The organism is Tistrella mobilis KA081020-065, assembly GCF_000264455.2.
GTDB lineage: Bacteria > Pseudomonadota > Alphaproteobacteria > Tistrellales > Tistrellaceae > Tistrella > Tistrella mobilis.
In genome coordinates, this window is sequence record NC_017956.1 from 1,728,885 (window position 1) to 1,755,067 (window position 26,183).

21 protein-coding genes are annotated in these 26,183 nt (G+C 66.9%); 11 read left to right on the forward strand and 10 right to left on the reverse strand.

Going from position 1 to position 26,183, the window contains the following annotated elements:
- Nucleotides 1-41: 41 nt before the first annotated feature.
- From TMO_RS07830 to TMO_RS07840, 3 genes are all read right to left on the reverse strand, one after another.
- Complete coding sequence (locus TMO_RS07830) at nt 42-1,691, reverse strand: methyl-accepting chemotaxis protein (RefSeq protein WP_014745074.1); 1,650 nt, start codon at nt 1,689-1,691, stop codon at nt 42-44.
- 132 nt (nt 1,692-1,823) lie between these two features.
- Nucleotides 1,824-2,504: a cache domain-containing protein gene (locus tag TMO_RS07835; RefSeq protein WP_014745075.1), complete on the reverse strand. Its 681-nt coding sequence runs from the start codon at nt 2,502-2,504 to the stop codon at nt 1,824-1,826.
- 163 nt (nt 2,505-2,667) lie between these two features.
- Nucleotides 2,668-4,014 carry an ArgE/DapE family deacylase gene (locus tag TMO_RS07840; RefSeq protein ID WP_014745076.1) on the reverse strand — a complete coding sequence of 449 codons (1,347 nt, stop codon included), beginning with the start codon at nt 4,012-4,014 and terminating at the stop codon, nt 2,668-2,670.
- A gap of 117 nt (nt 4,015-4,131) precedes the next feature.
- Here TMO_RS07840 and TMO_RS07845 point away from each other — a divergent pair, with 117 nt between their 5' ends.
- Complete coding sequence (locus tag TMO_RS07845; RefSeq protein ID WP_014745077.1) at nt 4,132-5,028, forward strand: LysR family transcriptional regulator; 897 nt, start codon at nt 4,132-4,134, stop codon at nt 5,026-5,028.
- Here TMO_RS07845 and cysW read toward each other — a convergent pair.
- The 4 genes from cysW to TMO_RS07865 form a co-directional block, all read right to left on the reverse strand.
- Nucleotides 5,022-5,918 carry a sulfate ABC transporter permease subunit CysW gene (gene cysW, locus TMO_RS07850; RefSeq protein WP_014745078.1) on the reverse strand — a complete coding sequence of 299 codons (897 nt, stop codon included), beginning with the start codon at nt 5,916-5,918 and terminating at the stop codon, nt 5,022-5,024. The genes TMO_RS07845 and cysW overlap by 7 nt on opposite strands.
- Nucleotides 5,919-5,942: 24 nt before the next feature.
- Nucleotides 5,943-6,782, reverse strand: coding sequence for a sulfate ABC transporter permease subunit CysT (cysT, locus tag TMO_RS07855; protein ID WP_014745079.1), 840 nt, complete (start codon nt 6,780-6,782; stop codon nt 5,943-5,945).
- Nucleotides 6,783-6,789: 7 nt separating this feature from the next.
- On the reverse strand, nt 6,790-7,800 hold the full coding sequence (locus tag TMO_RS07860; RefSeq protein WP_014745080.1) for a sulfate ABC transporter substrate-binding protein: 1,011 nt from the start codon (nt 7,798-7,800) through the stop codon (nt 6,790-6,792).
- A gap of 216 nt (nt 7,801-8,016) precedes the next feature.
- Nucleotides 8,017-9,426 carry an FAD/NAD(P)-binding protein gene (locus TMO_RS07865; protein WP_014745082.1) on the reverse strand — a complete coding sequence of 470 codons (1,410 nt, stop codon included), beginning with the start codon at nt 9,424-9,426 and terminating at the stop codon, nt 8,017-8,019.
- Between the two features lie 181 nt (nt 9,427-9,607).
- Here TMO_RS07865 and ssb point away from each other — a divergent pair, with 181 nt between their 5' ends.
- Entirely contained in the window at nt 9,608-10,249 is a 642-nt protein-coding gene (ssb, locus tag TMO_RS07870) for a single-stranded DNA-binding protein (protein ID WP_014745083.1), read from the forward strand.
- Between the two features lie 101 nt (nt 10,250-10,350).
- On the opposite strand, the gene TMO_RS07875 is transcribed toward ssb, so the two are convergent.
- Nucleotides 10,351-11,355, reverse strand: a complete 1,005-nt coding sequence (locus TMO_RS07875) for an aldo/keto reductase (RefSeq protein WP_041604873.1) — start codon at nt 11,353-11,355, stop codon at nt 10,351-10,353.
- Nucleotides 11,356-11,522: 167 nt separating this feature from the next.
- Between TMO_RS07875 and TMO_RS07880 the strand changes: the two genes are divergently transcribed.
- The 6 genes from TMO_RS07880 to tgt all read left to right on the forward strand — a co-directional run bounded on the left by TMO_RS07880 (nt 11,523) and on the right by tgt (nt 18,638).
- Nucleotides 11,523-11,990 carry a MarR family winged helix-turn-helix transcriptional regulator gene (locus tag TMO_RS07880; RefSeq protein WP_014745085.1) on the forward strand — a complete coding sequence of 156 codons (468 nt, stop codon included), beginning with the start codon at nt 11,523-11,525 and terminating at the stop codon, nt 11,988-11,990.
- A 125-nt stretch (nt 11,991-12,115) separates the two neighbouring features.
- Nucleotides 12,116-12,529 (forward strand): organic hydroperoxide resistance protein, encoded by a 414-nt coding sequence (locus TMO_RS07885; protein ID WP_014745086.1) that lies wholly within the window; start codon nt 12,116-12,118, stop codon nt 12,527-12,529.
- A 260-nt stretch (nt 12,530-12,789) separates the two neighbouring features.
- Nucleotides 12,790-15,726 (forward strand): DNA gyrase subunit A, encoded by a 2,937-nt coding sequence (gene gyrA, locus TMO_RS07890; protein ID WP_014745087.1) that lies wholly within the window; start codon nt 12,790-12,792, stop codon nt 15,724-15,726.
- Between the two features lie 21 nt (nt 15,727-15,747).
- Nucleotides 15,748-16,287 carry a pantetheine-phosphate adenylyltransferase gene (gene coaD / locus TMO_RS07895; RefSeq protein ID WP_014745088.1) on the forward strand — a complete coding sequence of 180 codons (540 nt, stop codon included), beginning with the start codon at nt 15,748-15,750 and terminating at the stop codon, nt 16,285-16,287.
- 108 nt (nt 16,288-16,395) lie between these two features.
- Nucleotides 16,396-17,457, forward strand: coding sequence for a tRNA preQ1(34) S-adenosylmethionine ribosyltransferase-isomerase QueA (gene queA, locus TMO_RS07900; protein ID WP_014745089.1), 1,062 nt, complete (start codon nt 16,396-16,398; stop codon nt 17,455-17,457).
- Between the two features lie 77 nt (nt 17,458-17,534).
- On the forward strand, nt 17,535-18,638 hold the full coding sequence (tgt, locus tag TMO_RS07905; RefSeq protein WP_041605703.1) for a tRNA guanosine(34) transglycosylase Tgt: 1,104 nt from the start codon (nt 17,535-17,537) through the stop codon (nt 18,636-18,638).
- A gap of 36 nt (nt 18,639-18,674) precedes the next feature.
- Here the strand turns inward: tgt and TMO_RS07910 are convergent, their stop codons facing one another.
- Nucleotides 18,675-20,396 carry an AMP-binding protein gene (locus tag TMO_RS07910; protein ID WP_014745091.1) on the reverse strand — a complete coding sequence of 574 codons (1,722 nt, stop codon included), beginning with the start codon at nt 20,394-20,396 and terminating at the stop codon, nt 18,675-18,677.
- 915 nt (nt 20,397-21,311) lie between these two features.
- Here TMO_RS07910 and TMO_RS07915 point away from each other — a divergent pair.
- From TMO_RS07915 to TMO_RS07930, 3 genes are all read left to right on the forward strand, one after another.
- The gene (locus TMO_RS07915) at nt 21,312-22,997 is read left to right on the forward strand and encodes a methyl-accepting chemotaxis protein (RefSeq protein WP_041605704.1); all 1,686 of its coding nucleotides are present in this window, start codon (nt 21,312-21,314) and stop codon (nt 22,995-22,997) included.
- Nucleotides 22,998-23,189: 192 nt separating this feature from the next.
- Nucleotides 23,190-23,480 carry a hypothetical protein gene (locus tag TMO_RS07920; RefSeq protein ID WP_145978093.1) on the forward strand — a complete coding sequence of 97 codons (291 nt, stop codon included), beginning with the start codon at nt 23,190-23,192 and terminating at the stop codon, nt 23,478-23,480.
- 322 nt (nt 23,481-23,802) lie between these two features.
- Nucleotides 23,803-24,438: a nuclear transport factor 2 family protein gene (locus TMO_RS07930; RefSeq protein WP_014745094.1), complete on the forward strand. Its 636-nt coding sequence runs from the start codon at nt 23,803-23,805 to the stop codon at nt 24,436-24,438.
- Between the two features lie 81 nt (nt 24,439-24,519).
- On the opposite strand, the gene TMO_RS07935 is transcribed toward TMO_RS07930, so the two are convergent.
- Complete coding sequence (locus tag TMO_RS07935) at nt 24,520-26,112, reverse strand: aldehyde dehydrogenase family protein (RefSeq protein ID WP_014745095.1); 1,593 nt, start codon at nt 26,110-26,112, stop codon at nt 24,520-24,522.
- Nucleotides 26,113-26,183: the final 71 nt, after the last annotated feature.

Here is a 26,183-nt window from a genome sequence, read left to right on the forward strand (position 1 = left end):
CGGCATGGCTGCGCCGGGATGTGGCGTATCAGGGCCGCGGCTCAGGCCTCGCGGATATGGCGGATGAAGGCGCCGACGCGGGCGGTCAGCTGCTGGCCTTCCTCGACGAGCGCCGTCGAGGTGTCGAGCACCCGCCGCGCCATGACCCCGGTATCCTCGGCGCTCCGCGAGACACGGCCGATCTCGGTGCTGACCCGGTCCGCCCCGGCCGCCGCCTGGCCGATCGAGGCGGCGATTTCGCTGGTGGCGCTGCGCTGGCGGTCGACCGCGCCCGAGATACCCTCCACCACCTGACTGATCCGGTCGATGGTCGCACCGACCGTGCTGATCGTGGTGGCGGCTTCGCTTGCGACCGTCCGGATCTGGGCGATGCGTGCATCGATATCGGCGGTGGCGCGGCTGGTCTGGGTGGCGAGGCTCTTCACTTCGGAGGCCACGACCGCGAAGCCTTTTCCGGCCTCGCCGGCACGGGCAGCCTCGATCGTCGCGTTGAGGGCGAGAAGATTGGTCTGTTCCGCGATGTCGCTGATCAGGCGGACGACTTCGCCGATCTGGTTGGCGGCCTCCACCAGCCCGGTCACGGTGTGGTTCGAGCGGCGGGCTTCACCCACCGCCTCGGTGGTGATGGTCGAACCTTCCGCCACCTGGCGGAGGATGTCGCTGATCGCGGCGCTCAGCTGTTCGGTAGACCCTGCCACGGTCTGGACGCTGCGGGCGGTTTCACCGGCCGAGCCGGCGACGCCGGAACTGGTCTCGCGGGCCTGATCGACACCGGCACTCATGGCGCGCGCGGTCTCGCGCATCTGTTCCGAAGATTGGCGCACGGCGGCGACCACTTCGCCGATAGAGCGCTCGAAATCGGCGGCGAGGCGGTCCATTGCGGCGGCTTTCTCGGCCTCCGCCTGAAGGCGCTGGGTCTCGTTGACCTCGCGCAGGCGCTCGGTTTCGGCCATGCCGTCGCGGAAGACCAGCAGCGCGCGCGCCATCTCGCCCAATTCATCGCGCCGGTCGAGCCCGCCCAGCTCGACCGAGGTGCGGCCTCCGGCCAGGTCGCGCATGGCGCCGATCGCACGGGCGAGCGGGCGGGCAAGCAGGGTGCGCAGGCCCAGGGTCAGGGCGATCATGAGCGCCAGCATGGCCACTGCGGTCAGAAGGGCGCTCTGCCGCAGGGCGGTCGCGGTCGCTGCCTCGACCTCCGCCAGCGACCAGGCGGCGGCAACGGCACCGACCAGTTTCTGGTCCTTGCCGGCGAAGACCGGGCGCACCACCAGCGTGGCCGCCGATGTCTCTTCATCATAGGCCTCGCCTCGATCGAGGGCCGCGGCGGCGCGGCCGTGAAGGGCGGCGAGATCGGCTGCCGTCAGGCGCGGATCATCCACGGCGACGATCTGGCTGCCGTCGAGCGAGAAGGCGGCGAAGGAGGCGAGGCGGTTGCCGTCGCGCTCCATCAGCGGGCCGACGATCGCCTGGATACCGGCCGCCTTAGCATATTGCACACCGCCCGACACCTGGCCCGCAAGCATGTCGGTGAGCGTACGGTCGGACCGGCCGAAGGCATCAGAGAGCGCGTCGGCCCGGCTGAGGGCTTCACGAAGGCCGATCGCGGTGAGAACCATGCCGACCATGATGACGGTCATGATCGTGATGCGCAGATGCAGTTTCACCGGGCGGCGGCGGAGCTTTGGGGACATGTTTCGGGCCTCCGTCTGGGCAAAAAAGGCGTCTGGGCAAGGGGCATCCGGCCGGCCGCGATCCGGGGAAGATCGCGGCCGTCGGCAGGCGCGGGAGAATGGGCAGATGCGGTTCCGGAGCGGCGTCGGCCCTCAGAGATTGCCGAGCGCCTCGGCATCGAGGCCGAGGGTAAGGGCCCCGATCGGCTTGCCGCTGTCGGGGTCGATCACCGGCTCGCTGAGCTGGATGATGTAAGTCTGGCTGCTGTCGTCGAAATCGACGTCAGAGACATGGCGGGCGCCCGGCCCCTTGAGGAAGGTCTCCTGCCATTTCGGCTCGTCGCCCTGCCAGTAGTCCGAGGTCGTGTCGCTCATACCGACATTCAGGCCTCGGTTGTCCATGACGAAGGCCTCGGTGATCAATCCCTCCGAGCCTTCCTTGGCCTTGTGGAGAATGGCCGAGGCCGGATTGGCGGCAACAGCCGAGATGGTGGGCGTGCTGGCGGTACCGACCTCTGCGCGCCAGGCCTTGTCCCGGGCGAGGATATCGGCCTCGGTCAGCCCGGCATTGGCCGTGTTCTGCGCCCGGATCGCGGCGATGATCCCGGGATCGGTCGTGAGCTGGTGCATCAGGCCGGCATCGACCTTGGCAAGCCCCGCCTCCAGTTCGGGCGGCGGCCCTTCGGCACGCACCGGCAGGGCAAGGCAGAGTGCTGCGAGGGCGATGCCGGCGGCGAGACCGGCCTTCATCATCAGCGGCAGCGGGGCACGCACGGCGGCGGTGCGGGCGGGCACGCGGCGATGGGAACGGGGAGGGATGACGGTACGGGGCATGGGGACAATCCCTTCTTCGACCGGCTTAGGTGGGGATCATCCTGCCCTGAAAACCTTATCAATTCTTTTAAGTGCGCCAGAAAATCGATCGATGTTCGAGAAAAACGGCGACCTGAACCGTATAGGATTCGCGCAACGGTTCAGGTGCCTTGCATATATCAGGTCACTGGTCGATGGGTTCCAGGCCGCACCATTCGGCGATGAAAAGAGCGATGGCGCCGGTGACGCGTTCTATGGAGGCGATGGAGACCCGCTCGTCGAAACCGTGAATGCCCGCCGTGACGGGGCCGTAGACGAGGCAGGGACAATCGCCGTAGAGCACGAAGACCCGGCCGTCCAGATAGCTGGGGGTCACGAAGCTCTCCAACCCGCGGCCGAAGGCGCGGGCATGCGCGCGCCCCAGGGTCTTCTCGGCATCACTGCCTTCTTCCAGCACATAGCCTTCGACGAAGAACCCGTTGTAGTCGATCTCGGGCGGGTTGTTGGCCAGGAAGGCGTCGCCCTTGGCGGCTTCCGACAGGCAGGCCTCGATTTCGGCGGCGGCATCGCGGGGATCGACGCCCGGATAGATCGAAATCCGGCAGTCGAATGTGCACCAGGCCGGGACTGAAGATGCCCAATCTCCGCCTTCGATTTTGCCGAAATTGAGGTTGATCGGGTGATCCAGCTCTTCGAAATAGCGATGCGCGGCCTTGCGCGCGTTCCAGTCGGCTTCCAGCCGGCGCAGGGCCTGCATCAGCCGGTAGGCGGCTTCGATGGCATTGGCGCCCGATCCCGCTTCGCGGACATGGACGGGAATGCCGCGCACGGTGACCTTGAACCAGATCACGCCGACATTGGCGCGAACCAGCATCTCGTCTTCGGGTTCGGGGATGATCGCGGCATCGGCGCGATAGCCGCGCACCAGGCAGGCGAGGGCGCCATTGCCGGTGCATTCCTCTTCCGTCACCGACTGGACATGGACGGTGGCGGCCGGCTGATAGCCCAGACGCCGGAGGGCATCCATGGCGAAGACATTGGCGGCGATGCCCGCCTTCATGTCGCCCGATCCGCGGCCATAGAGCCAGTCGCCCTCGATCACCGGCTCGTAGGGCGGGTTGGTCCACATGTCGTGCGGCCCTTCGGGCACGACGTCGATATGGCCGTTCAGGATCAGCGAGCGGCCGGTCTCGTCGCGCGGCCGGTGGGTGCCGACGACGTTGAGGGCGTTCTGATAATCGACCTTCACCGGCGAGAAGCCCGGGTGATGGCAGATCTCGTCGACATCGATTGCCCAGCGGTCGACGGCATAGCCGCGGTCGCGGAGGGTCTTCGCCATGAAGTCCTGGGCGGTGTGCTCGCGACCGCGCAGTGACGGCAGGCGGATCAGATCCTGGGTGAAGGCGATCTGCTCTGCAATGCCCTGTTTCACCGAGGCGAGGATCGCCTCGGCCAGAGCGGGGTCGAGCCGCGAGCCGTCCGGGCGGGCCCCGGCGGGTGCGGAGGATGCAGGTGTGATGGTATCGGTCATCTGAGGTCCGGCCTCCCTTGGTCTTATGCCTCTGATGTCGAGCGTAAAAGGCCGGTTTGCTTCGATAAATATCGATGTGATAAATCTCGTTTCGATGAATATCAAAGGAAGCGGATCATGGCCCTGCCCAGCCTCTCGACGGTGGATCTGAAGCTCCTGGGCGTCTTCCTGGCGGTGGTGAAGGCGGGCGGCTTCGCGCCGGCCCAGGCCGCGCTCAACGTTGCCGCGTCGACGATCAGCATCCAGATCGGCACGCTGGAAAAGCGGCTGGGGGTCGTGTTGTGCCGGCGGGGGCGCGGCGGTTTCGCGCTCACCGAGGACGGCCGGCGTGTGCACGAGGCGGCGCAGGCGCTGTTTGCCCAGATCGAGGATTTTCAGGCCCGGATCGGCGGCTTGGGCGGAGGCATGACCGGCAGGCTGAACCTTGCGGTGATGGAGAATCTGATCACCCACCCGAGTTTCAGCCTGAGCGCGCTGATCGCACGCTTCAGGGACGGCGCCCCGGGTGTCCGGGTCAGCATCGACACGGCCTCACCGGCACGGCTGGAGGAAATGGTACTGGGCGGGGCTGCGCATCTGGCGATCGGCTATTTCCCGCGCCGGCTTGCCCAGTTCACCTATGCCCCGGCCTGCGAGGTGGTGATGGAACTCTGCGCCGGGGCGGGGCATCCGCTGTTCGATGTGGCGGAACCGACGCCCGACATGGTCCGGGCCGCCGAACATGCCCATCGCGGCTATGTCTCGACCGAGCAGACCCCTGACGCCCATCGCGGCTTCGTGTTCACGGCCGAGGCACAGAGCGTCGAGGCCCTGGCGATCCTTGTGCTGTCAGGGCGTTATCTGGCCTTCCTGCCCACACACTTCACCCGGCGGCCCGGCTATGCCGGGCGCATCCGGCCGATCCTGCCCGAACGCTATGCCTATCGGTCATCGATCGAGATCGTGCGTAACCGCGCGGCACCGGTGACGGCGCCGACGGCGCGGTTCATGGAGCTGGTGGCCGCCTCTCAATGACCGCCGCCGCGGCGGCGAATGGCCCCTTCGGCCCGACGTTCGACGATCAGCTTGGCCAGGATGGTGACCAGGGCGAGCACGGTGAGGGTGGAGGCGGCCGCAAAGGCGCCGATGGCATTGTAGTCGTTATAGAGCAGCTCGACCTGGAGCGGCAGCGTGTTGGTCTGTCCGCGGATATTGCCCGAGACCACCGAGACGGCCCCGAATTCACCCATCACCCGCGCATTGCAGAGGATTGCGCCGTAGAGCAGCGCCCATTTCACATTGGGCAGGGTGACGCGCAGGAAGGTCTTGAGACCCGAGGCGCCAAGGGTGATGGCGGCCTCTTCCTCGTCGGTGCCCTGGGCCTGCATCAGTGGCACCAGTTCGCGGGCGACGAAGGGGCTGGTGACAAACAGGCTGACCAGGAAGATGGCCGGGATGGTGAACATCACCTGGATGCCGGCGGCGTCGAGCGTCGGCCCCAGCAGGCCCTGGGCGCCGTAGACGAAGAGATAGGCGACACCGGCGACGATCGGCGAGATCGAGAAGGGAAGCTCGATCACGGTCATCAGCAGCTTGCGTCCGGGGAAGGTGAATTTGGCGATCGCCCAGGCGGCGGCGAGGCCGAAGCCGATATTGATCGGAACCACCACGATCGCCGTCAGGATGGTCAGCCCGATCGCATGCAGCGTGTCGGGGGCGACGACATTCGAGGCCCAGCCCTCGATGCCGGCGGCAAAGGCCTGGGCGAAGATCACCGCCAGCGGCACCACCAGAAACAGGGCGGAGATGCCGAGGGCAAGGGTGATGAGCAGGATGCGCAGCCAGCCTTCGCCCGCCACTCCCTTCCAGGCTTCGGGGGTGCGGCTGCTCTGATGGCGGTTCGCGGTCGAGGGGATATCGGTCATCGTCCTGTCCTCATCCTGTCCTTGTCATCCCCGGCCTGAATGGCGGGCGGCCCAGAATTGCAGGATGTTGATCAGCAGCAGCATCACGAAGGCGCAGACCAGGATCATGGTCGCGATGGCGGCTGCCGCCGGATAGTCGAACTCTTCCAGACGGATGAAGGTCAGCAGGGCAGTGATTTCGGTCTGGAAGGGGCGGTTGCCGGCAATGAAGATCACGCCGCCGAACTCGCCCAGGCTGCGGGCGAAGGCGAGTGCGGCACCTGCCAGGAAGGCGGGCAGGATCGCCGGCATGATCACGCGCAGGAAGATCGCCCGATCGGGGGCGCCCAGTGAATGGGCGGCCTCTTCCGCTTCGCGCGACAGGTCTTCCAGAACCGGCTGAACCGTGCGCACCACGAAGGGAATGCTGGTAAAGGCCATGGCGACGGCGATGCCGAGCGGGGTGTATGCGACCTTGATGCCCAGATCCTTGAGCGGCGCGCCGAGCCAGCCGGTCGGGGCGAGCAGATTGGCAAGCGCGATGCCGGCCACGGCGGTGGGCAGGGCGAAGGGCAAATCGACCAGAGCGTCGAGCACCCGGCGGCCGGGGAAGCGGTAGCGCACCAGCACCCAGGCGAGCAGCAGGCCGAAGATGGCATTGAAGACGGTGGCGCCGGCGGCGGCGCCCAGCGTCACCTGATAGGTGGCCACCGCCCGCCGCGAGGTCACGATCGCCCAGAACTCCGCCGGTCCCAGGCTCGCGGATTTGAGCACCAGGGCGAAGATCGGCAGCGCGATGATGATTGCGGTGTAGAACAGCGTGATGCCGAGCGTCAGGCCGAAGCCCGGCAGCACGCCGCGGGAACGCGAGAGAGCGGTGGCCATGGCCGGATCAGCGGCTCTGTGCCGCGAAGAGCTGGTCGAGCTTGCCGCCCTCGGCGAAATGCTCGGCCTGGATCTTGTCCCAGCCGCCAAAGACGTCTTCGACGCGCACCAGCTTCAGCTCGGGGAACTGGCCGGCATAGTTTGCGGCGATCTCGGGGTCGACGACCCGGTTGTAGCGCTTCGCCGCGATCTCCTGAACCTGCTTGCCGTAGAGGAAGTTCAGATAGCCTTCGGCCGCCTTGCGGCTGCCCCGCTCGTCGACGACCTTGTCGACCACGGCAACCGGGAATTCGGCCACCAGGCTCTGCGACGGCGTCACGACCTCGTAATCGTCCTCGCCATATTCCTTGCGGATCAGGTTGGTCTCGGCTTCGAAGGTGATCAGCACATCGCCGATACCGCGCTCGACGAAGGTGGTGGTGGCACCGCGTCCGCCGGTATCGAACACCGCAACATGGCCGAAGATCTGCGAGACGAATTCGTCCGTCTTCGCAACGTCGCCCTTGAAGGCGTCCAGACCATAGGCATAGGCGGCCAGGTAAGTATAGCGCGCATTGCCCGAGGTCTTGGGGTTCGGGAAGACGATCTCCACCCCGTCGCGGACCAGATCAGACCAGTCCTTGATGTTCTTGGGGTTGCCCTTGCGCACCAGGAAAGACGGCATCGAATACCAGGGTGAGGCGTTGTTCGGCAGTTCCGACTGCCAGCCCGGCTGAATCAGGCCGCCATGCTTCACCAGGAAATCGATGTCGGTGACCTGATTGAAGGTCACGACATCCGCCTTCAGCCCTTCGAGGATCGCCCGGGCCTGGCGCGAGGTGCCGGCATGGGACTGATTCACCTCGATCGAGCGACCGGTTTCGGCCTTCCAGGCCGGCACGAAGCTCTCGTTGATCTCGGCGAACAGCTCGCGCGCGATGTCGTAAGACGCATTGAGGAGGGTGTCGTCGGCGGCCCGCGCCGGCGCGCCGGCGGCGAGGCCGAGCGCGAGGGCGGCGGCAAAAGCGAGGCGCTTCATCTGGCAGGCTCCAGGAAGGCGGGGATGGGAAGCTCGCGGGCCGGTGTGCTGCGCAGGCCGTGCGGCGTGCCCTCAGGCCGGTTGCCTTCGGACATATTTTCCCCACGCACGCAGCCCATCCGGGATGTGTGACGAGAATGTGCATCCACAGCCGTGGATGTCAACAATTAAACACGGACATGATGTTTTATGAGTTATTTCACAAAATATTTTAGTTTATTCCATCAGCTCTCCGGCAAGGCTGCGGGCGAGGGCGGCGACCTGGTTGCGGATGTCGGGTACGGCGGTGCTTTCCCAGAACACGCCCTTGGTGAGCGGCCCCAGAGCGGCGAGCCGGCGATTTGCCATGCCGTCGGCCGAGATGACCCGCAGATCCGTATCGACATCAAGGCCGAGCGCCAGCGCGTCGGCCCGGATGGCGCCACGGGCGAACAGGCCCGCCAGCAGGGGCTCGGGCGTGCAGGCGAGATCGGAACCGGGGCCCGTGCAGTCGATGGCGCGGGCGGCCAGGATGCGTTCCACCGCCCCGCCGCCCCGCGGGATCAGGTCGAAGGCGACCCGGTCGGGCGTCACATGACGGGCGCGGATGCGCATGGCCCGGATCAGCAGCTGGCCCCGGGCGCGCGCATCGGCGATGCGGTCCGCGACATCCGGCGCCATGCGATGGCGATGACTGTCCCACCAGGGGCGGAGATGGCGCAGGAAGCGGCGCTTCTCTTCGGCGGCCAGCCCCTGCCAGAGCGGCTGTGTCATGGGCCGCAGCCCGTCGATCACCGCCCGCCAGCCGCCCCCATGGCCGCGGGTCGACAGATCGGCTTCTGCCGCCCGCACGGCCTGACGCACGGTCCTCACCAGGGCGCTGAGCCGGCCGGGGGCGGTGTCCGGCGTGAGTGATGGGATCGGGGCCGGCACCGGTGCATGCGCACGGGGCAGCAGTCCGCGGCGAGAGATGGCATGGATGGTACCGCGATGGCCGCGATCCAGCAGGCTGATCACGACGTCGACCGCAGTGAGGCCGGTGCCGACCAGGATGACATCGGCCTCGCGATCCAGCCCGTCGAGGGCGTTCGGCGCCCATGGATCCGGCGCATAGGCGGGGCCGGCGGGCACATCGCAGCCGGGCGGAAAATTGCCGAGCGCCAGCACGGCAGCATCGACCCGATAGCTTCGACCGCCATCGACCTGCATCGCGAAACCACCGCCCTCCACCGCGTCCAGACGCACGGCGGCATCATGGATCAGCTGCAGATTCATGGCCTTGCCCTGGCGCCAGATCCGGTCGCCGATCAGATCCTGAATGTAGGAGCCATAAATCCGCCGCGGCACGAAGCTGTCGCGCCCGGCCGGGCCGTCGGGCAGGAAGGCGGTGAGGGTGCTGCGGTTCGCCTCCAGCCACTGGACGAAATGGCCCGGCTGGTCGGGGAAGGCGCTCATATTGCCGGCCCGGACGTTGAGCAGGTGGTGCGGATTGCCGGTGGCATAGGCGACGCCGCGGCCGAACTGGCTGTTCCGCTCGACCAGCAGGATCCTGTCCGTCCGCCGGCAGCGGTCCAGCAGGTGTACGGCAAGCAGGGCTCCGCTGAAACCGGCCCCGATGATCGCAATGGTGGTGCCGCGTTCGCTCATGCGCAGGATCCCCGGCAGTTGAGATGCAGGCTCAGCCTAGCGCGTGGCGGCCGGTCCCGTCATCCGGCATGGATTTCCTCCTTCCCTCGGATGCCCTTCCTGTCGCAGGATGCGGCCAATTCGCGGGCGCCCCCTTGTCGGTGCGGCGCCTCCAACCGTTAGGTCGAGGGAAGACAGAGCCATGGCTGGCAGCGTCAACAAGGTGATCCTGATCGGCAATCTGGGCCGGGACCCGGAGGTGCGCAGCACCCAGGACGGCATGAAGATCGTGAACCTTGCGGTCGCGACCAGCGAGACCTGGCGGGACCGCCAGAGCGGCGAGCGCCGCGAGCGGACCGAGTGGCACCGCGTGGTGATCTTCAACGAGCGCCTGGCCGAAGTGGCGGAAAAGTTCCTGCGCAAGGGCTCGAAGGTCTATGTCGAAGGGGCGCTTCAGACCCGCAAATGGACCGATCAGCAGGGCCAGGAGAAGTACACCACCGAGGTGGTGCTGCAGCGGTTCCGCGGTGAACTGACCATGCTCGACGGCCGCGGCGAAGGTGGCGGTGGCGCCGAATTCGGCGGCGGCGACGATTTCGGCGGCGGGGCGGGCGGCGGCTTCGGTGGCGGCCAGGGCGGCGGCGGTCGCCGGGGTGGCGGTGGCGGCTATGGTGGCGGACGCGGCGGCCAGGGTGGCGGCACGGGCGGTGGCCAGGGCGGCGGCTTCGGCGGCGGCTATGACGATTACGGATCGGATTACGGCGGCGGCTCGTCCGGCGGCGGCCGCGGCGGCGCCGGTGGCGGCGGTGGCTCGAACGATCTGGATGACGAAATTCCGTTCTGAGCGGCGCCAGATCGACAGACCGACATGAAGAGCCCGGCTGATGCGACACGCATCAGCCGGGCTTTTTGCGTTCAGGTGCGGGTATCAGCCAGGTGCGGGGATCAGCGGTCGACATACCCCATCTCGCGCTCACCGTAGCGCGGGCCGGCGGTGATGCCCGGCGGCAGGGCTGCGTCGAGGCGGGCGGTCTCTTCTGCCGTGAGCGCCAGGTCCAGGGCCGCCCAGTTGTCTTCCAGATGGCTGCGGCGGCGGGTGCCGGGAATGGGGATCACGTCGTCGCCCCGGCCGAGCAGCCAGGCGAGTGCGACACGGCCCGGAGTGACGCCGCGTTCGGTCGCGATCTCGCGCACCGTCGCGGCGGCCGCCATGTTGGCATCGTAATTGGCGCCGATCAGTCGCGGGTCGGTGCGACGGCGATCGCCTTCGGGATAGTCTTCGGCCCGGGTGACGCTACCGGTCAGGAAGCCGCGGCCGAGCGGCGCGAAGGGCACCAGGGCGATACCCAGCCGGCGCAGGGTCGGGATGATTCCGGCTTCAAGGTCACGCTCCCAAAGCGAGTATTCGCTCTGCAGGGCTGCAACCGGCAGCACGGAATGGGCCCGGGCGATGGTCGTGGCCGAGGCTTCCGAGAGACCGAAATGCAGCACCTTGCCGGCCTTCACCAGATCGGCCACGGTGCCGGCCACCTCCTCGATCGGCACGGCCGGATCGACGCGGTGCTGATAGAGCAGGTCGATGCGGTCGGTGCCGAGGCGCGAGAGCGAGCCTTCCACCGCCTGGACGATCCGCTCCGGCCGGCTGTCGACGCCGATGCTGCGGCCCCCCTCGATCTTCCAGCCGAATTTGGTGGCGATGACGACCCTGTCCCGCAGCGGACCGGTGGAGTCGCTGCCGGCGAGGGCGCGACCGATCAGGCTTTCGTTGAGGAACGGTCCGTAAACTTCCGCTGTGTCGAGGAAACTGCAGCCGATCTCGATGGCGCGATGGATGGTGGCGATCGATTCTGCATCATCGGTGGCGCCATAGGACTGGCTCATCCCCATGCAGCCGAGGCCGAGGGCGGAGACCATCGGGCCAGTGCTGCCGAGGCGTCTTGTCTGGGTCATCTCCGGACGTCCTGCATCTTGTTTGGCGGGGAGATCGGGTCCCCGCGGCGGCGTTCAGGGGCAACAGCATGCGCCTCGGGCCGGGGCTTGGCCAGCCTCCGGCGTTGTGCAATCCCGGACGCGCGACCATATTCCGCCCAGGACCAGCCGCCACCGGAGGGCCGCTCATGGCCGACGACACCAATGATCCGCTGCGCCTCGACGCGCAGCTCTGCTTTGCGCTCTATGGCGCATCGCTGGCCATGACCAAACTCTATCGTCCGGTGCTTGAAGGGCTGGGGCTGACCTATCCGCAATATCTGGCGATGCTGGTTCTGTGGGAGAGCGACGATATCACGGTCGGTGATCTGGGGCGCAGGCTGGGACTCGATTCCGGCACGCTCACGCCGCTGTTGAAACGGCTGGAGGCCGCAGGACTGGTGACACGACGTCGCGACCCGCGCGACGAGCGCCAGGTGCGGGTGGCCCTGACCGAGGCGGGCAGGGCGCTGAAGGCGCGGGCGCGCCACGTGCCGGAGCAGATGTTCTGCGCCATGGGACTGGAACTCGACGAGCTGGGCGATCTCCGCCGGCGCCTGCACACCCTTCAGGCGCGGCTGAGCGATGCCGCCGCCGAACCCGACAGCGGCAGCTGAAGGCAGACCATGGATGCGATGTCATGTTTTTTAAATTGCATACAATTAAATTGATGCCAATATGAAACTCGAAACGACGACATGACCGGCACCGGAGAGGGCCGGCCGAGCCAAGGAGACAGGCCATGCAGATCCTCTACACCGCCAATGCCACCGCCACCGGCGGCCGTGACGGCCGCGCCGCCAGTGACGACGGCCATATCGACCTGCCGCTCGCCATGCCGGCCGCCCTCGGCGGCAACGGCAAGGGCACCAACCCGGAACAGCTGTTCGCCGCCGGTTACGCCGCCTGCTTCCTGTCGGCGCTGAAGCTCGTCGCCGGCCAGAAGGGCGTGAAGCTGGGCAATGACGCCCAGGTCGCGGCCGCGGTGTCGATCGGCAAGGACGAGACCAGCTTCGGCCTGGCCGTGACGCTGACCGCCAGCCTGCCCGGTATCGATGCCGCTGCGGCGCACGCGCTGGTCGAAGCCGCGCATCAGGTGTGCCCCTATTCCAAGGCAACCCGCGGCAATGTCGAGGTTGATCTGAAGGTCGCCTGAGGCTTCCGGGGCCCCTGCATCCGCCCGGAATGCAGGGGCCGGCCGGCGTGGTTGTTCGGCGGCGCAAAATTGGGTAGCTTCGGGGACGATTTCACGACCGGCCGGTGACGCACGGATCTCCGAGCGGCCCGGCCGATGCGTGTAAGCCTTCGACTGATCGCCCGCCGACGCCGCGCCCCCGCGTTTCGACGGCAGGCGTCGCCCCCTTTTCCGGCGCCGTCCATCGATGACGGCACCGGTTCAAGTTCCGGGATCGTACCTTGTCCGACACGCCCGTTCCGCCCATCGCTTCCGACATCGCTCCGGTCACGATCGAAGACGAGATGCGGCGCTCGTACCTCGATTACGCGATGAGCGTGATCGTGGCGCGTGCGCTCCCCGACGTCCGCGACGGCCTGAAGCCCGTGCACCGGCGGATCCTGTTCTCGATGCACGAGAGCGGCTACGAGTGGAACAAGCCGTTCCGCAAATCGGCACGCGTGGTCGGCGACGTCATGGGTAAGTATCACCCGCATGGCGACAGCGCGATCTATGACACCATGGTCCGCATGGCGCAGGACTTTTCGATGCGCCTGAGGCTGATCGACGGCCAGGGCAATTTCGGCTCCATGGACGGCGACCCCCCGGCGGCCATGCGTTATACCGAGGCCCGCCTGACCAAGGCCGCCAGCACCCTCCTGTCGGATCTCGACAAGGAGACGGTGGACTTCCAGAACAATTACGACGACACGACCCGTGAGCCGACGGTTCTGCCCGCCCGGTTCCCGAACCTGCTCGTCAACGGTGCGGGCGGCATCGCCGTCGGCATGGCGACGAACATCCCGACTCATAATCTGGGCGAGGTGATCGACGCCGCCATCGCGATGGTCAACCGGCCCGAGATCACCGATCTGGAGCTGCTGCGGATCGTGCCCGGCCCGGACTTCCCGACCGGCGGCATCATCGTCGGCCGCGGCGGCAGCCGCGAGGCCCTGCTGACCGGCCGCGGGTCGGTGCTGCTGCGCGGCAAGGTCGAGGTGGAGGAGATCCGCAAGGATCGCATGGCGATCATCGTTCGCGAGATCCCCTATCAGGTCAACAAGGCCCGGATGATCGAGCGCATCGCCGAAGCGGTGCGGGAGCGCAAGATCGAGGGCGTGGCGGATCTGCGCGACGAAAGCGATCGCGACGGCGTCCGCGTGGTGGTGGAACTGAAGCGCGATGCGACTCCCGAGGTGGTGGTCAACCAGCTCTATCGCTTCACCCCGCTGCAGACATCGTTCGGCGTGAATATGCTGGCGCTGAATGCCGGCAAGCCGGAAATGATGACGCTCCGCGACATGCTCCAGGCCTTTCTGGAGTTCCGCGAAGAGGTCATCACCCGCCGGACGATCTATGAGCTGCGCAAGGCGCGCGAGCGGGCCCATGTGTTGATGGGCCTGGGCGTGGCGGTCGTGAACCTGGACCCGGTGGTCGAGCTGATCAAGGCCTCGCCCGACAGTGCGTCCGCGCGCGATGCCCTGATGGACCGGCCCTGGCCGGCCGGCGACATCGCCCCCTATATCGCGCTGGTGGGCGAGCCCGACCGGAGCGTGGTCGACGGCATGTACCGCCTGTCGGAAGCCCAGGCCCGCGCCATCCTGGATCTGCGCCTGCATCGCCTGACCGGGCTGGAGCGCGAGCGCATCGGTGCCGAGCTGCGCGAGATCTGCGACAAGATCCTGGAATATCTCCGCATCCTGAATGATCGCGCCCGCATGCTCGAGGTGCTGCGCGAGGAGCTGATCGAGGTCCGCGACGAATTCGCGACGCCGCGGCGCACCGTGATCGAGGAATCGGAGTTCGACTACAATGTCGAGGATCTGATCGAGCGCGAGGAGATGGTCGTCACGGTCACCCATGGCGGCTATATCAAGCGCGTGCCGCTGTCGACCTATCGCGCCCAGCGCCGCGGCGGCAAGGGCCGGTCTTCGATGGCCGTGCGTGACGAGGATTTCGTCTCGCAGATCTTCGTGCTCAACAGCCATGCGGCCGTGCTGTTCTTCTCCACCGCCGGCCAGGTCTATAAGCTGAAGGTCTGGCAGCTGCCGGCTGGGACGCCGCAAAGTCGCGGCAAGGCCATGGTCAACCTGCTGCCGCTGAAGGAAGGCGAGGTCATCGCCACCCTGATGCCGCTGCCCGATGATCCGGACATGCCCGAGATCGCCGAGGTCGATGAGGCTGCGGCCGATGAGGCGGCGGAAGAGGCGGCCGAGGCGCTGGATGCCATCGCCGACGGCGACGCCTATGTGATGTTCGCGACCGCCAAGGGCAATGTCCGCCGCAACCGTCTCGCCGATTTCGTCAATGTGATGAGCAATGGCAAGATCGCCATCCGGCTGGGCGAGGGCGACCGTCTGGTCGGCGTGCTGCCGTGCAATGGCGGTGACGACGTGGTGCTCGCCAGCCGGGCCGGCAAGGCGATCCGCTTCCCCGTGGGGGCCGTGCGGCTGTTCAAGAGCCGCACCTCCGATGGCGTGCGCGGCATCTCTCTGGCCGGCAGCGACGAGGTCGTGTCGATGTCGATCATCCGCCACCGCGAGGTGGACGTCGACACCCGCGACAATTACCTGCGCTTCGCCAATGCCAAGCGCCGCTGGCTGGCGCAGTTGAAGGCGCTGGAGACCGGTACTTCGGCGGTGGTGGACGGCGAAGAGGCGGCACCGGTCGAGACCGGTGACCTGCCCGGGGACGAGGCCGAACTCGCGGCCCGCTACGGGCTCGACCTCGAGACCGCCCAGCGGCTGGAGGCCGAGGAGGAGTTCCTGCTGGTCGTCACCACCCGCGGCTATGGCAAGCGCACCTCGGCCTATGAATACCGCACCACCAATCGCGGCGGGTCGGGCATCGTCAACATGACCACCGGAGCGCGTAACGGCCACATCGTGGCCTGTTTCCCGGTGGCGCAGGGCGAGCAGATCATGCTGGTGACCGATGGTGGCCAGCTGATCCGGACGCCGGTGGCGGATATCCGCATCGCCGGCCGCGACACCATGGGCGTGATCGTGTTCAAGACCGCCCAGGACGAAAAGGTCGTCTCGGCCGCCCGGCTGAGCGAGACCGCGGAAGAAGATCAGAACGGCGCCGGCGAGGCCAATGGCGATGGCGAGGCCGGCGACGAGGGGGAGCAGGACGCGACGGAGACGACCGATCTTCGCGGAGACGAAGACGAGGCGTAAGCCGGCGCGGGTGGAGACCCAGTGGAGGACCAGGCATTGAGCGGCAAGGGCATCTATCCGGGGACGTTCGACCCGGTGACCAACGGGCATATGGACATCATCCGACGCAGCCTGAGGGTGGTGGACAAGCTCGTGGTGGCCGTGGCGGCCAACCCCGGCAAGGGACCGATGTTTTCGCTGGAAGAGCGGGTGAGCCTTGTGCTCGCCGAACTCCAGACCCTGCCGCCGGATCAGGCAGCCCGGGTCGAGGTGAAATCCTTCGACACCCTGCTGATGCATTTTGCGGTGGAGCAGGGGGCCGGCGTGATCATGCGTGGCCTGCGCGCCGTTTCGGACTTCGAGTACGAATTCCAGATGGCGGGCATGAATGCCCGGCTGAACACCCAGGTCGAAACCGTCTTCCTGATGGCGTCCGAAAAGGTGCAGTTCATCTCCTCGCGCTTCGTGAAAGAGATCGGCCGGCTGGGTGGCGACATCTCGCAGTTTGTCAGCCCGCAGGTGAAGAAGATCCTCGATGTCCGGTTCGAGGAAGAACGAAACGGCCTTCGTCCGCTGGACTGAGTTGCCGCCAGACCCGATGAATATCGCGGGACGGTGTCCGCCAGGGCGGTCACCGTCCCGCGCCGTTCTAAGCTATATCAACCCTTTGCATCGGTTACTTCAGCTTCGATGAAAGTCGACCTGTTCGATTTCGATCTGCCGCGCGAGCTGATCGCCCAGCGCCCGGCCGAGCCCCGTGAAAGCGCCCGTCTGCTTCGGATCAAGGCGGACGGGTTGTCGGATCATCGTGTCGCCGATCTGCCGGATCTTCTTCGCCCCGACGATCTGCTGGTGGTCAACGACACGCGGGTGATTCCCTCCAGGCTGTTCGGCCGGCGCGGTGAGGCCAAGGTCGAGGTGACCCTGCACAAGGCCGAGGGGCTGGACGTGTGGGCAGCCTTCGCACGCCCGGCCCGTAAGCTTCGCCTGGGCGACCGTTTCGAGGCGGAGGCCGGCGGGCGGGTGCTGGGAGCCGAGGTCATCGAACGGCGCGATGCGGGCGAGGTGGTGCTGCGCTTTGATCTGGCCGGTGGCGAGCTGATCCAGGCGCTGGAAGAGGTCGGCCGCCTGCCGCTGCCCCCCTATATCGAACGGCCGGAAGGCGCCGATGCCCGCGACACCGACGACTATCAGACGATATTCGCCCGTGATAAGGGAGCGGTTGCCGCACCCACCGCGGGGCTGCATTTCACCGACCGACTGCTTGCAGCGCTTGATGCCCGGGGCATCGAGCGACTGGCGTTGACGCTGCATGTCGGTGCCGGCACGTTCCTGCCGGTGAAGGCCGAGGATACGGTCGACCACCATATGCATGCCGAATGGGGCCGGCTGACGGCAGAGACGGCCGACCGGCTGAATGCGGCACGTGCCGCCGGCCGGCGCATCATCGCCGTCGGCACCACAGCCATGCGTCTGCTGGAGACGGCGGCCGGCGAGGATCGCAGGTTCCGGCCGTTCGAGGGCGAGACCCGGATCTTCATCACCCCCGGCGGGCGGCCGACCCGCGGCACCGACGTGCTGATGACCAATTTCCACCTGCCGCGCTCCACCCTGTTCATGCTCGTCTCGGCCTTTGCCGGGCTGAACCGGATGCACGCGGCCTATGCCCATGCCATCGCAGGCGGCTATCGCTTCTTTTCCTATGGTGACGCCTGCCTGATCGACCATTGTCCGGACGACGTCGCATCATGACCACGACCCCGCACGACCAGAACCCGACCCGCGCCATCGCGGGCGAGGGGGCCGAACCCCGCTTCGGTTACACGCTGATGGCCGAGGACGGCATGGCCCGGCGCGGCCGGATCGTCACGGCCCACGGCGCCATCGACACGCCGGCCTTCATGCCGGTCGGCACGGCCGGGACCGTGAAGGGCCTGACGCCCGAACAGGTGGCGGCGACCGGGGCACAGATCCTGCTGGGCAACACCTATCACCTGATGCTGCGCCCGGGGGCCGAGCGGGTCGACCGCCTGGGCGGGTTGCACCGCTTCATGAACTGGCCGGCGCCGATTCTGACCGACAGCGGCGGGTTTCAGGTCATGTCGCTGGCGGCGCTGCGCAAGCTGGATGATGACGGCGTCACCTTCCGCTCGCATCTGGACGGCAGCAAGATCCGGCTGACGCCGGAGCGGTCGATCGAGATCCAGCGCCTGCTGGATGCCACGATCACCATGTGCTTCGACGAATGCACGCCTTATCCTGCGACCTATGACCAGGCCGCAAGCTCGATGCGGCTGTCGATGCGTTGGGCGGAACGCTGCCGCACCGCTTTTACCGACCGGCCCGGCTACGCGCTGTTCGGCATCGTCCAGGGCGGGGTTCATGGCGATCTGCGCGCCGAAAGCGTGGAACGGCTGACGGAGATCGGCTTCGAGGGGTACGCCGTGGGCGGGCTTGCGGTGGGCGAGGGGTTCGAGCTGATGTGCTCCACCCTCGACGTCACCACACCGCTGATGCCCCGGGACAAGCCGCGCTATCTGATGGGCGTGGGCCGTCCGCAGGATCTGGTGGCGGCGGTCCGGCGCGGCATCGACATGTTCGACTGCGTGATGCCGACCCGCTCCGGCCGGACCGGCCAGGCATTCACCCGCCGGGGCCCGGTCAATATCCGCAATGCCCGCCATGCCGACGACCCGCGGCCGCTGGATGATCGCTGCGGTTGCCCGGCCTGCACGCAGTATTCCCGCGCCTATCTGCACCATCTGCACAAGTCGAGCGAGATTCTGGGTGCGGTGCTGCTGACCCAGCACAATCTTTGGTATTATCAGGATCTCATGCGTGGGATGCGCGCCGCCATCCCTGAAGGCCGGATGGAGGCCTTTGCGGCGGAATTCGAGGCCGGCCTCGCCGAGGGGGACATTCCGCCGCTCTGATATTATCCCCCGGGCGAAGGTGGCCGGCCTCCCTGGTCAGCCCTTGAGGTCGGGGAAGTCTTCTTCGCGGAACTCGACGCCGCCGCGGCTTTCGGGTGCCTCGCCCGCATTCTCGCCGCGGCGGAGTTCGACCCGGCGGATCTTGCCCGAAATCGTCTTGGGCAGGTCCTCGGTGAACTCGATGCGGCGGATGCGCTTGAAGGGTGCCACCCGGCTGCGGACATAGGCCAGAATGTCCCGCGCCGTCTCAGCATCGGGCTCGAAGCCCTTGATCAGGGAGATATAGGCCTTCGGCACGGCCAGGCGGACCGGGTCCGGTGCGGGAACCACCGCCGCCTCGGCCACGGCGTCATGTTCGATCAGCACGCTCTCAAGTTCGAAGGGGCTGATCCGGTAGTCCGACGCCTTGAAGACGTCGTCGGCGCGCCCGACGAAGGTAAAATAGCCGTCATCATCACGGATGGCGACGTCACCGGTGCGGTAGAATTCGCCTGAGGTGGCGAGCAGGGCCTTGCCCTCGGCGGCTTCGTAGCCGCGCATCAGGCTTGCCGGACGGCGATCGCCCAAGGCGAGTGCGATCTCGCCCTCCTCGACCTGGTTGCCGTCGGCATCGAGCAGGGTTGCGACATAGCCCGGCAGCGGCCGCCCCATGGAGCCGGTTTTGATCGGCTGGCCGGGCGGGTTGCCGAACTGGGCGCTGGTTTCGGTCTGGCCATAGCCGTCGCGGATGGTCAGACCCCAGGCCTCCTGAACCTGCTCGATGATCTCGGGGTTCAGCGGCTCACCCGCGCCACAGACCTCGCGCAGGCTGGTGCGGATCGACTTCAGATCCTGCTGGATGAACATTCGCCACACGGTCGGCGGGGCGCAGAGGGTGGTCACGCCACCCCGTGCAATGGCATCGAGCAGGCTGGCAGCCTCGAAGCGCGGCTGATTGGCGATGAAGATGGTGGCGCCGGCGATCCAGGGGGCGAAGAAGCAGCTCCAGGCATGCTTCGCCCAGCCGGGCGACGAGATGTTCAGATGCACATCGCCGGGCTGCAGCCCCAGCCAGTACATTGTGGAAAGATGGCCGATCGGATAGCTGGCATGGGTGTGGATCACCAGCTTGGGCTTGGCCGTGGTGCCCGAGGTGAAATAGAGCAGCAGCTCATCTTCGGCCCGGGTCTCGCCATCCGGGGTGAAGCCATGAGCGAAGCGGGGATCTTCATGCGCATCTGCGAAGTCGGTCCAGCCCGGCGCGCTGCCATCGGCGGTGATCCGGGTCAGACCGCGGGCCCCCTCCAGCGCCTCGAACTTCGAAGCATGCTCGGCGCCGGCAATGATGTGGCGCACGCGACCACGCTCCAGCCGGTCGTCAAGATCCTCGGTGGACAGCAGGGTGGTGGCCGGGATGACCACGGCGCCCAGTTTCATGGCCGCCAGCATCGTCTCCCAAAGCGGAACCGTGTTGCCCAGCATCAGCAGAATCCGGTCGCCGCGCGCGACGCCCAGATAGCGGAGATGATTGGCGACCCGATCCGAGCGATCGCGCAACTCGACAAAACTCAGCGACGTCTCGGCGCCGGTCGGCACGTCGACGATCCGAAGCGCCGGACGGTTGCGGCTTTCGGCCTCGGTCGCAAGCACGGCATCGAACCAGTCAAGCGCCCAGTTGAACCGCTCGGGGCGCGGCCAGGAAAATCCGGCACAGGCGCGGTCGTAATCCTCGCGATGGGCCAGCAGAAAGGCGCGGGCCTCGGCATAGTTCATGGTCATGACGACAGGGTCCTCTCAGGTCGTACCTCCGGCCGCGACCGGTCGCAGGTGCGGTGCGCCGGCCGTTCTCGTCCATCGATCATTGACACAGCACGCCCGGCGTGACCAGACCCGTCGCTGCACGCGCCCAAGCTGCGATGTCGCACGACGTTTGAACCGGATCGCATCGGCGTGTGTTTCGCGGCGTTCCACGGCTTGACCGATCGCAGCCTCGCCCCTATGGTTACGCCCGTTCGCAGCCGGGGCGGTCTTCTCCCGGGCAGTCGGTGGCGGCGAACCGCAGATCCTGCGAGCCCGTAGCTCAGCCGGTAGAGCATCTGACTTTCGATTGGGAGCGCCGGCCGGAAACGGTCGGATGAAACAGGCGTCAAAGTCGGGGAACCCGTCCGCGTCGCGGCGACGGCAATCCCGAGCCAAGCCGATCCCCTTGAGTGTAAGGGGGATCGGAAGGTGTAGAGGCCAGACGGCGCCCACCTAACTCAAGCGCCCCGTCCGAGGGCGTTCCGACATGGTGAAGGGATGGTCCGGGCCACAAACGCACCGGTTGCGGTTGCGGCGGCGAAAGCCGTGGTGGTGGAGTAATCAGAGGGTCCTGGGTTCGAGTCCCAGCGGGCTCACCATCTTTGGAAAGCGGCATGCTCTCAGGAGCGTGCCGCTTTCTTCGTTACGGCTTTCGGTCAGAATCATCTTTGTCGGAAACATTTTATTGCCGATGGGGAAGAGTCCGACAATGAGGTTGAAATACTCAGCTTACGTTCGGGATCGATCATTCTTGATGAATGGTCGTTTACCGTTAATTTACCGGGCATTCTCGATTTATTTACCACATTCGTTTTAAGGTGCGCCGGAAAGCAGGCTGCCGTTGCGGCCGCCATTCCGATGTGGATGTGGACGATGGACCGGATTCTCGGACGTATGACCATCACGATCAAATCAGCTCTGCTGATTGTGATCATGGCGGTGGTGGCCCTGATCATTGCCGTGTTGAGCTATGACGGGCTGATGGTCAGCGAACGCCACGGCGAGACGATGCGCAATGCCTCGGAACGCGCCACCTATGGCGAACGCGCCAACGGGCTGGTGATGTCGGTGGTGTCCGACAGCCGCGGTATCTATATGTCGGCCGATTCCGCGAAGGCAGAGAAGTTTGCGGTGACGCTGATGGCCGCCCTCGACAAGCTGGGCGAGACCATGGCGGCCTGGGAGCGTGCGGTTCCCGAGGCACAGCGCGCCGACTTCGTGCCTGTGATGGCGAAAGCGCAGGAATTCATCGCGTTCCGCAGCGAGCTTGTGCGTCTGGGCCGCACTGAAGGGCCTGCAGCGGCACGTGCCTATGGCGACAACGACGCCAACCGCGCGAACCGCAAGGCGTTCAACGACCAGCTGGAGAAGCTGGCCGTGCAGAACGCGGCGGCCGTTGAGGCCGGGGTCGACGCCATGCGCGACTTCCATGATGGCCGGCTGCTGCTGCTGCTGGGCGTTGCCGCGGCCGGTATTCTGCTCGGCCTGGCCGCGGCTGGTTTCGTCGCGATCGCGGGCATCGGCCGGCCGCTCGGGCGGATCAGCGGCGCCATGGAGACCATTGCGGCCGGCACCGACGATGTGACGGTCCCGGGCACCGATCGCCGGGACGAAGTGGGCGTGATGGCCCGGGCGCTCGAGGTGCTGCGGGGCGCGCAGGCGACGGCGCGGCGGCTTGGCGAAGAGCGTGAACGGGCCCAGGTCGAACGCCTGAAGCGGGCCGAGGCATTGGAGCGGCGCATCCAGGGCTTCGACCGGGAGGTCGTGTCGATCCTGTCCGAAGTGGACAAGGCGATCCGGCACCTGCAGGACACCGCCAGCACGATGTCCGGGTTGGCCGACGATCTGCGCGGCCGGGCCGGGTCCTCTGCGGCGGCGGCCGAGGAGACCTCGGCCAATGTCCAGACCGTGGCGGCAGCCGCCGAAGAAATGGCCGGGACACTGCGGGAAATCTCCAACCAGGTGGTGCGCTCGACCGATGTCGCGGCCAAGGCCAGCGCACAGGCGGAAGGGGCTGATCAGACCATCCAGAGCCTGGCCGAGGCTGCAGGACGGATCGGCGACATCGTTCGGCTGATCGAGGACATCGCCGGCCAGACCAATCTTCTGGCGCTGAATGCCACCATCGAGGCCGCGCGCGCCGGGGAGGCCGGCAAGGGCTTCGCCGTGGTTGCGGGCGAGGTGAAGAGCCTGGCCGGCCAGACCGGTAAGGCTACGGCGGATATCGCTGCCCAGATCTCGGCCATTCAGGCGGCGACCGAGCGCTCGGTCGAGGCCTTCCGGGCGATCGGTGGCACGATCGACAACATCAACGAAATCTCCACCACCATCGCCAGTGCCGTGGAAGAACAGACCGCCGCCACCGGCGAGATCGCCCGGAACGTTCAGCAGGCTGCCGTGGGTTCTCAGGAGGTGTCGACCACGGTGTCGCAGGTCAATCGTGCGGCCGACGATACCGGCACTGCCGCCCGCAGCCTGGCCCAGGCGACCGATCTGCTGTCGGCACAGGCGGGGCGGCTGCGGCACGACATCGATGCCTTCCTTACCGACATGCGCAATCAGAGCCTGTCTGCAGCATGACATGAGGATATCACCACAGCTCTCTGATATATCTGTGCTATGAGACGAACAGGGCGTCGCGGATCAGGCGGCGCTCTGTGTTTTGTGGTCTTGTCACCCGTCTCGTATCAGTGAAGGGGGTTTACGGACGTCATGGGCTTGCAGTTTCCGCTCCGTCCGGCTCTGACCGCCGGCCTTCTGGGCACCGTGCTGTTGACCGGCTGCCTGCAGTTTCCGGCCGAACGCGACATGCGGTCGGACATCATCGTCAAGGATGACCGGCACTTCGTTTTCGAAGCGACGGCCTTCGATCGCGGGCGTTATGCCAAGGACAGCGATCAGGGAGAGGCCACACGAACCGGACTCCTGATTGGAGAACTCGACCGTAAGCGTCTGTGCCCGAACGGTTATCGCATCGTCGATCGCGAGGAACGGGTGATCGGAAATGCACCGGCGTCCCAGGGCCGGGAATGGCTGCTGCGCTATATCGGGGAGTGCCGCTGAGCCCGGCGGGTGCCGGCCTCGGCCGACGGTAGGTCCGGTAGGGCAGGGGGGCAGAACAGCGTGTGATCTCTGGTCACACCGGCTCGGATATCGATGGCGGATCAATGGTATGGCCGGGCATGACCAGCATAGTGCCCCTGCGAATCAGGGCTTGGCGAAGCGGTCGGACCGTGCCATTGTGTCCCTCGACACCGGTGGCGGAGACATGCCGTCGACCGGGATGGCACCGATGTCGCGGCAGTGATTGATGCGGCGGGCGGTGCCCGCGTTTCAACCTGCTCGTGAAGTTTCCGACCTGCTCGTGAAGCCGGAGTTCGCCTCGATGACCGTGAAGTCCCCGATCCGTGCCGGGCTGTTCGCCGTGACGATCGTCGCGCTGGGTGCCGCCCTTCCGCTCGCACCTGTCGCCCAGGCGGCCGCCGCGAAGGCGAAGCCCGTCCAGACCGCGGCCCTCGCCCCCGAACCGCGCCCGACGGCCAAGCCGACCCCGCCGGCCGGCAGCACGGTGGTGGCTGCGGTGTCGCCGTCCGTGGTTGCGGGCGCTGCGGCCTATGATCCGAACAAGGTGAAGTCCGAGATCGACGCGGCCCTGGCCAGCTGGGCCTGGTCGCTGAACAGCGGCCAGCAGGGTGTCGTGGTCACCAACATGTATGGCCCGGACGCCATCATGATGAGCGACGATCAGAGCCAGGTGATGTTCAACAACGGCGGTATCGTGCGCTATTACGGCGCGCTGGTCTCGCATCGCCCTGACCTGAAGGTGACGTTCGGCGACGGCTGGATCACCGTGCTCGGCCCCGATATCGGCACCGCCACCGGCTTTTACACCTTCACCTACACCCAGGGCGGCAAGCAGGTGACGGAACCTGCGCGCTATACCCTGATCTATCGCAAGACCGTGGATGGCTGGCGCATCGTGTCTCACCATTCCTCGCGGCTTCCCCAGGCGCAGAGCTGATCCTCAACGGATCCGGTTCCGGCCGGGCACGAGATGAAGACGGCCCCGCAGGCGATTGTGGGGCCGTCTTCGTTCATGGCGTCAGCGCAGCATCACCGTCCGGCTCTGCTCACGCATGAACTGGGGCAGATACCAGGGGCCGAGGCCGCCCTTGCCGCCCGCGCCTCCAGACCCTTTCCAGCCGCAGAAGGGCTGGTGCCCGGGCCAGGCACCGGTGGTGGCGCCGCTTGCCCGGTTGACATAAAGCGCGCCCGCCTCTGCCCGGTCGAGGAAGAGGTCGATCTCCGCCTGCCGTCCTGCATAGCAGCCGGCGGTGAGGCCATAGGCGACGCGGTTGCCATCGGCGATTGCGGCAGCCAGGTCGTCGAAGGGTTGCACCGATATGAAAGGCAGGAACAGCTCGTCGCTGTTCAGGCGATGGTCGGGGCCGAGGCGGTCGACGATCACCGGTGCCAGATAGCAGCCGCGGTCGTAGATCCCGCCGCCGAGGCGCTCGCCCCCCATGATCACCCGGCCGGCGCGCCGGGCCTCGTCGACTGCAGCAGCCTGACGGGCGGCGGCCCGATCGTCGATCACGGGACCCATGAACACCTCGCGCCGGCGTGGATCGCCGAGGGTCAGCGTTGCGGTGCGGGCGGTCAGCCGGTCCAGGAAATCGTCATAGATCGCGGCCGCGACATAGACCTTGGACAGCGCCGAGCATTTCTGCCCCTGAAGGCCGAAGCCCGATCGGGCCACACCTTCTGCCGCCCGGTCGAGATCGGCCGTCGCGGTCACATAGGCCGGATTCTTGCCGCCCATCTCGACGATCACCGGCCGGGCGAACCGACCGGCGGCGAAGCGGCGATGGATCTCCATACCTACGGCATGGCTGCCGGTGAAGGCGATGCCATCAAGTCCCTTGTCGGCCACCAGTGCCTCGCCGGTGGCGGCACCACCGGGCAGGAAGGCGAGCACGCCCGCGGGCACCCCGGCCTTCAGGAAGGCCTGTACCAGCAGGGCGCCGGTCAGCGCATTGATCTGGCCGGGCTTGTAGACCACCGCGTTGCCGGCCACCAGGGCGGCCGAGATCATGTTGACCGACAGCGCCACCGGGAAGTTGAACGGCGCGATCACGCCGAAGACGCCATAGGGGCGCAACAGAGAGCCGCAGCTTTCCTCGGGTTTCGCACGGGGGAGCTGGCGCTCATAGCCGAGGTTCCGCTCCATCTCGGCGGCGTAATAGCGGGCAAGGTCGGCCGCTTCCTCGGCCTCGCCCATCGCCTCCAGGCGCGACTTGCCGACTTCCAGAACCAGCAGCGGGCCCATCCGCCATTTCATGTCGGCCAGAATGTCGCCGGCCCGCCGGATGATTGCGGCACGCTCCGGCCAGGGCATGGCCGCCCAGGCCGGCTGTGCTGCCCGGGCGACGGCGACCGCGCGTGCAACCGTTACAGCACTCGCCTCCGCCACCTCGGCCAGGGTCATGTCGCGGTCGATCGGGCTGCGGATAGTGGTCGTGACGGTCCCGGTGACCGGATGTCCCTCGACCAGGGGAAAGACGGTTTCACGGCCCAGGCCGGCCTCCAGGGCCGGGAAAAGCTGGTCCAACCGGTCGTGCACCGGGCTGAAGTCGGTGCCGGTATTGGAATAGGTGACACGTGGCGGGGCGGTGTCGTCGAAGATGTCGCTCATCTGGTCTGGCGTCTCCCAAGGGTGACGGTCTGGCGCCGTTTCGCATTCTGAGGGGGCGTCGATCGACGGGA